The following is a 13,593-nucleotide window of genomic DNA, read 5'->3' as shown; positions in this document are numbered from 1 at the left end:
CACACTGACCCGTTCAATGTTCTATTTTCTTTCCATTTTCATAGACATAACTTGGTTTATACATCGTTACCAGCTCTTCTGCTATAGTTGGATGTACTGCCATCGTTTCATCAAAAACATCCTTCGTCAGCCTTCCCTTAAGAGATATGCCTACGATCTGAGCCATTTCAGCAGCATTTTCTCCTAGAATATGTGCTCCTACTACAATACGGCTTTCACTATCAACAATAAGCTTCATAAACATTTTTTCTGAACTTCCGGATAGAACATTGCGCATAGGACGAAAAACTGTACGATACACTTCAACATTCTTATAACGATATACCGCATCTTCTTCGGATAAACCGACCGTTCCAATTTCGGGCTGTGAAAAAACCGCGGTCGTGATTAAATCATGATCAGGTGTTGTTGGTGTATTTTCAAATGCCGTTTTAACGAAACACATTGCATCATGAATCGCAACAGGCGTTAATTGAACATAACCAGTGACATCACCGACAGCCCAAATGTGAGGCACATTTGTTGTCATTCTTTCATCAACCACAATCGCACCACTTTCATCTGCTTTAACACCGGCCCTCTCAAGCCCTAAACCCGTTGTATTTGGCATACGCCCCGTAGCCAACATAATCCGCTCAGTCCTTATCGTTTGCCCATTTGATAAAACAACATCATAACAATTTCCCGTCGCTTGCACCTTGAAAACTGTTACCCCATAAACCATAGAAATTCCCTTTTCAATCATTGCCTCATTCAGCAAATGTCGCAAATCATTATCGAAATTACGAAGAATTAAATCACCACGATGAAGGAGCGTTGTTTTCACGCCTAATTCATGAAAAATATTAGCAAATTCAACGCCAATATACCCGCCACCAACAATAACCATTGATTTGGGGAGTTTTTCAAGATCAAAAATTTCATTGGACGTAAGACACAAATCGCTGCCTACTATTGCAGTATTTGGTGTTGCTTTTGCTCCTGTGGCAATTAAAATTTTTTCTGCGCTTACTCGCTCACCTGTCGTGACAAGTTCTAATGTATGATCATCCACAAAAACAGCACGACTTTCATAAATATGAACATTACTGTCTTGTAGCCCCTTGCGATAAAGCCCTTCTAATCTTGATATCTCTTTATTTTTAGCCGCCACCAATTTTCCCCAACTAAAAATTGGATCAGCATATTCCCACCCAAAACCAACACTCTTCTTAAACTCTTTTGCATATTGTGAAGCATAAACATATAATTTCTTGGGAACACAGCCACGAATGACACAAGTCCCCCCTATACGATATTCTTCTGCTATAGCAACGCGCTTCCCAAGCCCTCCTGCAAGACGTGCTGCACGCACTCCACCAGAACCACTTCCAATAACAAATAAATCAAAGTCAAAAGATCCCACGGACACTTCCTTCCCATATATCTAGAATAACAAGCTATTGCTCTTTGTTATCAAATGAAAGTCTTTTTGTTCTTAAGCGCCATTTTTTCATCATAAAAGACTATTTACTTTCATTAAAAACGGCAAAAGTGCCGTTTTTTTTTTTATAAACGAGAAGTCGTACCAGTGTTTTAATGACGCCAATAAAGCTACTTTTTATCTGCTGAAGAGCTCAATTCTGTAGGGAGTGCAGAGTTGTTCAAATTAAGTGTTTCGGACATCTCCTTTTTTACATTTTTGATAAGATCCTGCATCAACGAAGAACGCCATGCATTAAATGTAGAATAAACATCGTGCCCAATGTTTGGAACTTCTGTTAAAAACTTTTTGCCAGTGTCAGAATTGTAAAATGCTGTGATTGTATCAAGTTCTTCTTGCGTAAAATATTTTGCATAGACATGAGCAACTTCTTTTTCTAAATCGGAGCGCCGTTTTGCCAAAATAAGAGCCTGCTTATCTACAATATCAGAAATAGCAGCTGCCAAATTAGGATCGTCGCTGATCAATTCATTTTTGATATCCTGTGCCGCACTTGGTAAAAAACTATCAAACTGATCCGTTGCATGAATAGCACTAATAGCCTTTCTGGCTGAATTTAAATGCTGATCACTCACACCTTGTGCATAAACCATTCCAGTGTTTATAGCCAACACTGTAACGACACTCACATACGTAACAAAACGCTGAAAAGAAAATATTGTTCTCATTTAATGATTACCCCGATGATTAATTATTTATACTTTAAATTTGTTATTCTATCTAAAACCTTCAACGCCTCTTATTTCCCATTCTTTATTGCCCTAATTATTGTAATATAAGCTCTCTTTTCTCAAATTAAGCCGTTTTAAAAACCTTTATTTCTCCATCAGCCATAGCGACAATTGCATGCGTTGCCAATTCCAAAAAAAGACCATGCTCAACAACACCTGGAATTGCAAGCAGTGCCTCTGACAATCGTTTCGGCTGTAAAATGCATCCCCAAGATGCATCAAAAATGAAATGACCGCCATCCGTTTCAAAAGGGGTTTCTCCATTCATTCGTAACACAATTTCTCCAGAAAATCCTAAACCATCAGCTGTGCTTTCAATGGCTCTGCGTGTAGAAGACATACCAAACGGATTAACTTCAATCGGTAGTGCAAAAGCACCAAGCGTTTTAACGATCTTTGTTTCATCGGCAATGACAAGCATTGCACGAGACGCTGCTGCTACAATTTTTTCATGCAGCAATGCACCACCGCCCCCTTTAATAAGTGTCATCTCTGGACCAATTTCATCAGCTCCATCAATCGTAAGATCCAATTCAGGAATTTGTTCTAAAGTTGTGACAGGCACCCCACATTGACGACAGAGTTGCTCTGAATAGCGTGAGGTAGCAACACCAATCACACGTAAACCACCGGCAACACGCTCACCAAGAAGGCGTATAAATTCATTTACGGTCGAGCCCGTGCCAATACCAAGACGCATATCATTTTCAACAAATTCGAGCGCCTTAACAGCTGCCTTCTTTTTCAACTGCTGAATATCCATAAATTATTTTACCTTTTACCAATCAGCAACATTTATTATCAGTGGGAAATAAATAGCCTATTGCCTCAATCTTCCATAAATTTGCTTGTCACCTTTTGGCTGAAGAAATATCGATGATTACAAAATATATGATAATCGTAATCATAAAATAGAACAATTCATAATTTTGTTTCTTTATACAATTTTTTATGCAATTTACTTTTTCATACAATTTATTGACATTTTCTATGGCGAATGAACATTTTACACTTATCGCTTGCTCCTGATAAGTTATACATAACATGCATCTAAAAATTATTCTAGTATTGAAAGAATCTCTCTTTTTGAAAGCCTCTGAACTGTTGCTCATTTCTCACGAACTTGATAACTCCACAGAAATAAAAAAGCTAAACGACCACTCATTTTTGACTCTGCTGTGAACAAGGCATAAGAAAAAGACAGAGAATGCAATAGATCATATCATTTTTGCGCATACTGCCTATGCATATTCCATGGTCTATGAAATCCCGCCGAAGACCAAATGATCCCTCCCCTTTTGTCCATCATTACGCTCCCTCGCGCTAATAATTGCTGAGGCGTAAATAGAACTTTTATCTTCTTGTCGCATGTGTGATTATTCATTGCAACCATCTGAATCATAATGTCTGCCTCTAAACATTGATCTGTTTTTTTACGTAAGACAACCACTTTTAGTCCATTTTCTAATAAGGATGTACACGTATGTTTACCACAAACGAACTGTTCATGAAATGCAGGACCATATTTTGTTGGTTTTATCATCTCATTCACATGAAATGATTTTTCCCATATGAATGTCGTGAACCTAGAAATATGATAACGGTCAATGTACAATTTCTTTTCATTCATCACACCCACAAGTCTCATATTATCTGCTATAATGAGTTGTATCGGTGGTACCATCAAATAAACACCAATACCGGCAAAAATAAAAAAACTAAAAAAGAACCTGATAAATGTTTTGCAAAAAATGAGTCCAACCAAACCTATGCTCAATAAAATTAAAGAGGATAACGGTATGAATCCAGGATTGAGAGCAGGAGAAATGGCTGTTATAGCGTGAGAAATTTTTATCACCAAATCAACACCAAAACCCATAATTTGAAGCGGTAACCATTCAAGATTCAAAAACATTGCAAGAACTGCGATTAATCCAAAAGGTATAATAAGTATTGAGACTATCGGCAAAGCAAGAGCGTTGCTGATAATGCTCCAAAATGCAACATTGGAAAAATGATATGCAGCGTAAATTCCACTTGCAATCCCAGCCACAAACGAAGACGCACATATCGAAAGAACTGATAATAATACAAAACGGATTACTCTCGCTCCAACATAAAATGGTATTGTTTCCCTTTTACGAAAAAGTGATTTTCCACTCCACCAATCAAAAAACGCGATTAAAGCTGCTGTCGCAGAAAAAGACATCTGAAAGCTAGGGCCCAATATTTCATGCGGTGTCACAGCAAGAGTTATCAAACCCGCAATAGCAAAATTATGCATTGTTAAGGCAGAACGATTATACAATACAGCAACTAACATAACAGCAATCATCACAAAACTTCGCTGTGCTGATACAGCAGCGCCAGACAAGAGCAAGTAAAAGGCTGTCATCATTAATGCCGCAATAGCAGCAAATTTTTTAGTAGAGTAATAGGATGATAAAACTGGAAAAAACGCTAGAAAACTACGAACACTCATCAAAATGAGTCCGCTCAACAAAGCCATATGCAAACCTGATATGGATAAAATATGCGCTAATCCAGCCGTACGTAATGCTTTATTTGTCTCTTCTGCAATACCACCCCGCTGTCCTGTTATAAGAGCAGCCGCAACGCTCCCCTTTTCTCCATTAAGCACTATACGGATTCTTTGTGTCATATTTGTTCGTAATTTTTCAATTTTCTGTAAGATTATGCTCCATATTCTATCGGATTGCGCAACCCATATTTTTCTTGGTTTTCCCAGATAAAATCCCTGAGCACCAATTCCTTTAAAATAGTTATGGAAACTAAAATCATAACTTCCTGGACGAACCGAACCAGACAACGCACGAAGCTTCACTCTCCCATAAAGTCCATCACCAATTGCTAATCCATAGGGTAAATGTCTTGCTGACAAACGAATACGATGCGGACCATAATACAAGATTGGATTTTTTGTATTTAAAACCTCTAAAACTAAATGAAAACCTCCTCTTTGTCTTGTTTCAAGAGAAACAACCCTTCCTGTTAGGGTCGTAAAAATATCGCCACTCAACATTGGTGTTGAGAGACGCCACGTTTCTATTTTTGCAGCCAAAGCGCCCAATAGAATACAAAACAAAAATCCCGCAGTAATCCATATTCCCCGATAAGTACGTAAAATGTAAAATATTCCAAAGAAAAGACTTAATACACCAAACTGCCCCCAACTTGGCTCCTGCTCTAAACTAAAATAAAAAATGATACCTATGGAAAAAAAAACTAAAACCAATGAAAAAAGAATTCCAAAAGAGATTTCTTTGTTTACACAATCCACGAACCATTTCCAGCAAAAAGTGATGGCGTCTTTTAAAGCTATCCATAAAAAAAATATTTTTTTTGTTACAGCTGTCGTTCTTTGCATCATCACACGCAGACAAAATATTCTATCATATCAGATTTGATTTTTTTCTTTTTGACTTACGGCTTATCAATAAAGCATTTTTAATTTTATTTTGGTCAAACATCCGAAAATCCCCACTTTACTTGCAATGTAGCTATTGCACCCTCTACCACCTATGCTAACATAACCTTTTTATAAAATCCTATAAATAACATCTTAATTCTAAAGGAAGAGACCCGTGTCCGTTATTACTCGCTTTGCTCCCTCACCAACAGGTTTCCTTCATATCGGAGGTGCACGTACTGCCCTCTTTAATTGGCTTTATGCCAAACATACTGGTGGTAAAATGCTACTCCGAATTGAGGATACAGATCGAGAACGCTCAACTGACGTAGCTGTAAAAGCCATTATAAATGGCTTGCATTGGATGGGACTGAACTATGATGGTGCCCCTATTTCGCAATTTAGACGAGCAGACCGCCATCGCCAAGTTGCAGAACAGTTAGTAAAAGATGGGAAAGCTTACTATTGTTATGCTTCTCCTGAAGAACTCACTGAAATGCGTGAAAATGCCCGTGCAGAAGGTCGCCCTCCACGTTATGATGGACGTTGGCGTGATCGTGATATTTCTCAAGCGCCTAAAGGTATCAAGCCTGTTATTCGCATCAAAGCACCACAAGATGGAGAAACAGTTGTACACGACCGTGTTCAAGGTGATGTCCACTTCCCTAATAAAGATCTAGATGACTTTATTATTTTGCGTTCCGATGGCTCACCCACCTATATGCATGCTGTTGTCGTTGATGATCACGATATGGGCGTAACACATATCATACGTGGTGATGATCATCTCACAAATGCAGCGCGCCAAACGATCATCTTCAATGCAATGGGATGGGAAATTCCTGTTATGGCACATATTCCACTTATCCATGGTGAAAATGGTGCAAAGTTATCAAAGCGGCATGGTGCACTAGGTGTCGATACCTATCGAACAATGGGATACCTTCCTGCTGCTTTACGAAATTATCTCGTTCGTCTAGGGTGGAGCCATGGTGATGATGAGCTTATGTCAATTGAAGATATGATTTCCTGGTTTGATATTGATGATATCAATAAAGGTGCAGCGCGTTTTGATTTCCAAAAACTTGGTGCTATAAATGGACACTATATACGCATGAGCAATAACCAGTATCTTTTTGAATCTGCTCTTGATATTTTACCAGAAATTGAAGGTGGAGCACAAATCATTGAAAAACTTGATGCACAACGCCGTGATCAATTTCTAAAAGCGATACCACATTTGAAAGAACGTTCAAAAACACTTTGCGAACTCATTGAAAATGCCTCTTTCATTTTTACACAACGACCATTACAACTTGACGAAAAAGCACAGACGCTTCTCAATAAAAATGGAAAAGCCATTTTAGAGGGTCTTTATCTTGTCTTAAAAACATGCCACTCTTGGGATGCAAAAACATTAGATGAAACTCTTCGATCTTATGCACAAACGCACGACCTGAAATTTGGATCGATTGCCCAACCACTTCGTGCAGCTCTCACAGGACGTTCAACATCACCTGGGGTTTTTGATGTGCTTATTTTATTGGGAAAAGATGAAGCTCTGAACCGCATTGATGATCAATTGACCACAACAGGATATTAACATATGTACATAACTTATGAAATCAATGCGCTCTCATCTTTAAAATATTTCCATGCAAACGGAAAATTATTCTTAAGTTTTTGAAAAATATATTAGTACAATTGCAAATAAAAAATATTTTTTAGATTGTATGTGCTAACTTTTAGGATAAAGCTACCCTTTAATATACTAGGAGAAACTTTAATCATGTGTTTCCCTATTCGTTGAATCAGCATATTGATTTTTAGGAGTGAAGGATCTGAAAGGAATATCTCATGTCTGAGCATAAAGCATATATTACAGTGAACGATAAAAAAATAGAACTTCCCACGCGCGAAGGCACAAATGGACCGGACGTCATTGAAATTGCTTCTCTTTATAAAGAAACAAATACTTTTACTTACGATCCTGGTTTTACCTCAACCGCTTCTTGTGAATCAAAAATCACTTATATTGATGGTGATAAAGGCATATTGCTTTACCGCGGTTATCCTATCGATCAACTGGCTGAAAAAGGAAACTTTCTCGAAAGTTGCTACCTTTTACTTTACGGGGAGCTTCCAACAAAACAAGAAAAAAATGACTTTGATCGCTGTATCATGCAGCACACAATGGTACATGAGCAACTCACACGGTTTTTTCATGGATTTCGTCGCGACTCTCATCCTATGGCCGTTATGATCGCATGCCTTGGAGCTATGTCTGCATTTTATCATGACTCTATTGATATTACAGATCCCAAACAGAGAATGATTGCTTCTGTTCGGCTTATCTCAAAGGTTCCAACTCTTGCTGCTATGGCTTATAAATACAGTATCGGACAAGCATTTGTTTATCCTCGTAATGATCTGAGCTATGCTGCAAATTTTCTCCGTATGTGCTTTTGTGTTCCTTGTGAAGAATACAAAGTAAATCCTGTGCTTGCTCGAGCAATGGATCGAATCTTTATCCTCCATGCAGATCATGAACAAAATGCCTCGACATCCACCGTACGTCTTGCAGGATCATCAGGTGCTAATCCGTTTGCGTGCATTGCAGCAGGCTTTGCATGTCTTTGGGGCCCAGCGCATGGTGGTGCAAATGAAGCCTGCTTAAAAATGTTACAAGAAATAGGTTCAGTTGAGAGAATTCCAGAATTCATTGCACGTGCAAAAGATAAAAACGATCCCTTCCGCCTGATGGGATTTGGTCATCGAGTCTATAAAAATTATGACCCACGTGCAAAAATCATGCAACAAACATGCCATGAAGTTTTAAAAGAACTGAATATCCAAGGTGATCCCCTTCTCGATATCGCTGTAGAACTTGAAAAAATTGCTCTCAATGATGAATATTTTGTTGAGAAAAAGCTTTACCCAAATGTTGATTTTTATTCCGGCATTACATTAAAAGCTTTAGGCTTTCCAACCGAAATGTTCACTGTTCTTTTTGCATTAGCACGCAGTGTTGGTTGGGTTGCGCAATGGAAAGAAATGATTGAAGATCCTGCACAAAAAATTGGTCGGCCTCGCCAACTCTATACCGGTTATCCTATGCGTGAATATGTTCCTCTCGATAAACGTATAAGGTAAAGAAGAATAAGTACGGCCAATAAAGCTTCAATTCACCGGAGCTTTATTGTGAGCCGATAAATCACTTACTCATAAACGCAATACGCCTAAATAAAGCAATGTCGTTAAATACGATTTGCGACACTTTATCAACAACAAAATAACACATATTGATATATTGAAACAGAATTGATTATAGGAGGTATTAAATCATTCAAGCAACATGAAAAATAATAATGGCTCTTTCATATTTTAAAAATATTACTTCATTAGGTATAGTAATTATTGGAATGCTACTTTCTGGCTGTGCATATAATTACACACAGGCTGATTTAGAGAAATATCAACAGTCCAATACTCATAAATTTTTTCAATCAGATGCTTATAAAAAACTTGGAGCCCTTCTATATGGTATGTCGCAAACGCCATCTGGTGGTTCTGGATGGGATGCGCTTGCACATGGTACTAAATATCTTCACCATTATCCATATGCTCCACCTGGTTGCGATTGAAATTTATGTATTCAATCACGTTTGCAAAAAATGCTTCTAAACAACGTTTATACTAATCATAATTTAAAGAACTCAAAGTAATGAAATCATTACTTATAACACGCATCATAACATTTATAGCTTTTTTTTCTCTATCAGCACTACCTGCATCAGCATCATTTGGATTTATAGATAAATTGACGCGTATGTTTACAAGTGTAGATACTATAAGAGAAGTATAATCAACTTTACAATAAATACGCGAGTGAAGCATATATTGGCTCTACGCATTCTGAAAAGCGACACAGAGCAGAAGAAGTTGCACTCAGCCATGGATTCAAAAATGACGTAGCTGAGTTTGTGTTGCATCGTCACATATACGTTGTTTTACATAGACGCTATGCGAATTTATTGCGGGATGATTATAATAAGGTGGTGTCATGGGTAGATCTACCCACTATAATAAGGCGTTTACGCCATGACCATAATTGGAGTGAAGAAGATTTTATGTGGGCATACAACGAGTCCAATAACAGCAAAAGTCCAATGATTTATTATGCGAAAGAATTTACTAGAGCTTCGAAGGGCAAAGGCATGAACCAAGCAGAACAAATAGCTGATCTAGTATCTTATGTGAGCGGCGATCATCATAAAGTACTTGAAAAAATACCTAAAATGTGCAGAGACTTACGAAGGGTATACTATAAATGAGCCCGTAGTAGAGATTGTCATTTAACGATCAAAATGTTTCTGAAGCGCATTAAGAGCAGCCTGCAATGTACTCACAAGATATGGCGATGGTTTATCTTCTATAACGAGATATTGTATTGCTGCGTAAATATTATGCTGTCTATAAAGGCTTTGCACTTCTCTTATTGCCTCTTCCATAGCTAAAAACTGTTCTGTAGAAAACGCAATCCACTTATCTCTCGCTCTCTCATCACAAGACAAGGGCATTTCATCATAAATGGCATTAGGTAAACCCTTTGCACAAAGATAATCATTCCTTATCTGTAGATATTTTTGTGCAGCGTCATATTGCTCTCGAGTGAGCACGCCTTGCAAATAAAGCCGTCCTATATAAGTCCCTGATAGTGGATTTTTGGCATCTTGTAAAGTCAAATTAAAGTGCTTTGCACGCATTTCTATTGCCAATTGACAAGCGGGCTCTTTTGGTTGTTTTGCTCTTGAGAGACGACCGTTTGCCTCTCTTAACTGCCCTAATATTTTGGGGCGACCCCTCTTATTTTTTTTTCACAACACCGCCTTCTCATTAAAAAGGAACATTATCGTTGATAGAGATATTCAACGCATTGATTTATAATGATAATTCACTGTTTTTCATGTTGAATGAGAGTCCCGAATAACGTAGGATTCTCTCATTCCAAACCTGTTTATGTTGAATCAATCAAAACTACTCACTTGCACCTCACAAGTGGGATGAGTGTGTGGATAAAATTTGTATAAGAAAGGACTAAAAATGGCTCTTATGAATCGCCTTAATGCAAGGGCTGTCACAACATTGGGTGCTGGTAAAGTGAATGATGGTGCCGGCTTGTACCTTCATAAGCGTAAAGATGGTGGTGCGCAATGGATTTACCGTTATACAATTCACGGTCGACGTCGTGAAATGGGCTTGGGTGCATTAAGAGAAGTCTCTTTAAAACAAGCCCGTGAATTGGCAACTGGGTGGCGTTCTGTTTTACGCGAAGGTCGTGACCCCATTAAAGAACGCAATAAACAAAAACGTGAGGCAATAAGCAATCTTCATTATTTAAAAGATATTGCTCTAGATGCTTTTGAAAGTCGTAAAGCAGAACTCAAGAATGATGGTAAAGATGGAGGCTGGTTTTTACCTTTACGCCTTCATATTCTCCCTAAATTAGGCTGCCTTCCCATTTCAGAGATTACACAAACAGAGATACGCGATATCCTTGCCCCTATTTGGCATACAAAAGCTAGAACTGCTCGAACAGCATTGATGCGCCTTAATCTTTGTCTCAAACATGCGTCTGCCTTAGGATTGGATGTTGATTTACAAGCAACCACCAAAGCACAAGCTTTATTAGGCAAACAACGCCATAAGATCACGAATAGACCAGCTATGGATTGGAAAGATATACCAGCTTTTTATAAAACACTTTGTCAAACAACAACCCTCACACAACTGGCTTTGCGTTTGCTTATTCTTACGGGTGTTCGTAGCAATCCTTTGCGTCATATTCGTGAAGATCAGATTGAAGGAGATATATGGACTATACCTGCTGAAAATATGAAAGGAAGGCGTGATGCAACAACAGAATTTCGTGTGCCTTTATCATCAGAAGCATTAGAAATTCTGAAACAAGCGCGCCTGCTCTCTCGTAATGATTTCTTTTTTTCTGCAACCGGTCGCGGTCCTCTTGCTGAACGCTGTATGTCGCAATATATGCAACAGACTGGACTTAAAGCCTGCCCCCATGGATTTCGCTCTAGTTTACGCGATTGGCTTGCTGAAACAACCGATGCTCCCTATGAGGTCGCTGAAACCATTCTAAGTCATACAGTAGGAGGACAAGTAGAACGTGCCTATCGTCGTACAGACTATCTAGAACAGCGCCGTGTTTATATGGATAAATGGGCAGCTTATGTCACCGGTCAAACTTAAGAGATGGGGTGCAATACCCCATTATCTGTGGATAACTTTAGCTCTCTTTTCTCTCATTCTTTCTCAATAAGATTCATCAAGATTCAATATTAAAAAAACATGATAAAAGACTGTTTTTTATAGATAATATTACTTTTCAATATGACAAAAATATGGTTAATAAATGCTTATGATTTGTTTACATTATTTGAGAATGAAAGGATTTTAGAATGACAGAAAATGACACTCTTCTCACAGACCGTGAAAGTGCAAAATTGCTCCATATGAGTGTTTCAACATTCCGACGTCATGTGACAAACGGTGTTTTACCAAAACCCTTAAAGTTTGGTTTTTTGTCGCGTTGGTTACAATCTGATCTTCAGGGTGTAATCGAAAAAGCAAAAAACAACCGTAGCAATAATGCTGCATAAAAGAAAACCTTGTCACGTAAGGACGGACAAGGCTCTTCATTACTCATCAGATTATGAATAGCAAAATCCGTCCTGTGACGCAAGATCATAGGATAAAAAAATGTATTCTTATACACATGCTGCGGGCATAACACGTGCCTTGCATGGTGTCTGGCATGGGCATTATGGACTTGCCCATTGCCCTGCTCATGATGATAGCACTCCTAGTTTAGCTCTTACTTATGGTTATAATGGTCAATTATTATTTCATTGTCATGCTTGCTGCTCTTTTGAACAGATCATCAAAGCTCTTAAAAACATTGGTCTTGTTGATACACAAGCATGTTTTGAAAATGCTTATGGTCAAAACCTCTCTTTATCGAAAAAATTCTATTCTGAAGATCAACAAGCAAAACAGAAAGCAGAGAAAGCAAGAGAGCTTTGGGAACAAAGCCAAACTATAAAAGATAGCCTAGCAGAAACTTATTTACGCAAGCGTGGTATCACTTGTGCCTTGTCACCCAATTTACGCTTTCATGATAGCTGCCCCCACCCCTTAGGGGGAAAACTGCCCGCGTTGGTAGCATTGGTTGAAGGTGCATGCCCCTTTGCAATTCATAGGACCTTTTTACAAGCCAATGGCTGCAAAACAGATCAGAAACCAGCAAAAGCCATGTTGGGGTCTGTTATAGGCGGTGCTGTGCATTTAAGCCAAGCTAATGAATGCCACCTAGTGATTTGTGAGGGAATAGAAACTGGACTTTCTTTACTGTCTGGTTTGTTACTAGAGCCTGTAAGTTTGTGGGCTGCCCTTTCAACCAGTGGCATGATGCATGTGAATTTACCTAAAACCAAAGCCCGTTTGACCATTGCAATGGACGGTGATGAGGCGGGTTGTAAAGCAGGTTATGCCTTGGCTGCCCGTGCGCATGAACAAGGCTTTGAGGTCTTTATGATGCAAGCCCCCTACAGTCTAGATTTCAATGATTTTCTCTCTTCTCAAAAGGGACTCTCTCATGTCACAAGATAATAAGATTTTAGATAATCAAGATAATAAAACTCTCGTGAATGAGAACGATAATGCCTCTTTACACAACAATGCTTGCTTAAAAGCCATTCCCTATGAAAAAGCATTGCAACAAAGTGGTTGGGGGGAATTACAGCCAATCAAGGCTACTCTTTTACCCGTAGAGCCTTTTGACCCTACACAAGTTCCTTTAAGCTTAGGACGCTATATTTATGACGTCTCAGATCGTCAACAATCCCCTGTCGATTTTGTTGCCGTTGCTG

The 13,593-nt window shown here is 38.6% G+C and carries 10 protein-coding genes and 2 pseudogenes; 7 read left to right on the top strand and 5 right to left on the bottom strand.

The window, feature by feature from the left end; genetic code table 11:
- Positions 1 to 13: 13 nt before the first annotated feature.
- The 4 genes and pseudogenes from gor to BN67_RS12890 form a co-directional block, all read right to left on the bottom strand.
- Positions 14 to 1,405, bottom strand: coding sequence for a glutathione-disulfide reductase (gene gor, locus BN67_RS08455; RefSeq protein WP_019223681.1), 1,392 nt, complete (start codon positions 1,403 to 1,405; stop codon positions 14 to 16).
- Between the two features lie 188 nt (positions 1,406 to 1,593).
- On the bottom strand, positions 1,594 to 2,151 hold the full coding sequence (locus BN67_RS08450) for a DUF2059 domain-containing protein (RefSeq protein WP_019223680.1): 558 nt from the start codon (positions 2,149 to 2,151) through the stop codon (positions 1,594 to 1,596).
- A gap of 127 nt (positions 2,152 to 2,278) precedes the next feature.
- On the bottom strand, positions 2,279 to 2,977 hold the full coding sequence (gene rpiA, locus BN67_RS08445; protein WP_019223679.1) for a ribose-5-phosphate isomerase RpiA: 699 nt from the start codon (positions 2,975 to 2,977) through the stop codon (positions 2,279 to 2,281).
- Between the two features lie 459 nt (positions 2,978 to 3,436).
- A pseudogene (locus BN67_RS12890) lies at positions 3,437 to 5,705 on the bottom strand (ComEC/Rec2 family competence protein).
- Between the two features lie 114 nt (positions 5,706 to 5,819).
- Here BN67_RS12890 and gltX point away from each other — a divergent pair.
- From gltX to BN67_RS08420, 3 genes are all read left to right on the top strand, one after another.
- Positions 5,820 to 7,247: a glutamate--tRNA ligase gene (gene gltX, locus BN67_RS08430; protein ID WP_019223676.1), complete on the top strand. Its 1,428-nt coding sequence runs from the start codon at positions 5,820 to 5,822 to the stop codon at positions 7,245 to 7,247.
- 254 nt (positions 7,248 to 7,501) lie between these two features.
- Positions 7,502 to 8,797 (top strand): citrate synthase, encoded by a 1,296-nt coding sequence (gltA, locus tag BN67_RS08425; protein WP_019223675.1) that lies wholly within the window; start codon positions 7,502 to 7,504, stop codon positions 8,795 to 8,797.
- A gap of 215 nt (positions 8,798 to 9,012) precedes the next feature.
- Positions 9,013 to 9,288 (top strand): hypothetical protein, encoded by a 276-nt coding sequence (locus BN67_RS08420; protein ID WP_019223674.1) that lies wholly within the window; start codon positions 9,013 to 9,015, stop codon positions 9,286 to 9,288.
- 711 nt (positions 9,289 to 9,999) lie between these two features.
- Here BN67_RS08420 and BN67_RS08405 read toward each other — a convergent pair.
- The gene (locus tag BN67_RS08405; protein WP_026088238.1) at positions 10,000 to 10,494 is read right to left on the bottom strand and encodes a hypothetical protein; all 495 of its coding nucleotides are present in this window, start codon (positions 10,492 to 10,494) and stop codon (positions 10,000 to 10,002) included.
- Positions 10,495 to 10,747: 253 nt separating this feature from the next.
- Here BN67_RS08405 and BN67_RS08400 point away from each other — a divergent pair, with 253 nt between their 5' ends.
- The 4 genes and pseudogenes from BN67_RS08400 to BN67_RS11990 all read left to right on the top strand — a co-directional run.
- The gene (locus BN67_RS08400; RefSeq protein WP_019223670.1) at positions 10,748 to 11,914 is read left to right on the top strand and encodes a tyrosine-type recombinase/integrase; all 1,167 of its coding nucleotides are present in this window, start codon (positions 10,748 to 10,750) and stop codon (positions 11,912 to 11,914) included.
- A 209-nt stretch (positions 11,915 to 12,123) separates the two neighbouring features.
- The gene (locus tag BN67_RS08395) at positions 12,124 to 12,324 is read left to right on the top strand and encodes a helix-turn-helix transcriptional regulator (protein ID WP_019223669.1); all 201 of its coding nucleotides are present in this window, start codon (positions 12,124 to 12,126) and stop codon (positions 12,322 to 12,324) included.
- A 100-nt stretch (positions 12,325 to 12,424) separates the two neighbouring features.
- Positions 12,425 to 13,333, top strand: coding sequence for a DUF7146 domain-containing protein (locus BN67_RS08390; protein ID WP_019223668.1), 909 nt, complete (start codon positions 12,425 to 12,427; stop codon positions 13,331 to 13,333).
- Positions 13,320 to 13,593 (top strand): annotated as a pseudogene (locus tag BN67_RS11990) (YfjI family protein); the annotation flags it as partial. The gene BN67_RS08390 and the pseudogene BN67_RS11990, both read left to right, overlap by 14 nt.

The sequence above is a fragment of the Bartonella rattaustraliani AUST/NH4 genome, from assembly GCF_000312565.1.
GTDB classification, from domain to species: domain Bacteria; phylum Pseudomonadota; class Alphaproteobacteria; order Rhizobiales; family Rhizobiaceae; genus Bartonella; species Bartonella rattaustraliani.
The sequence above is the reverse complement of the archived record's forward strand: the minus strand, read 5'-3'. Positions and strand labels throughout refer to the sequence as shown.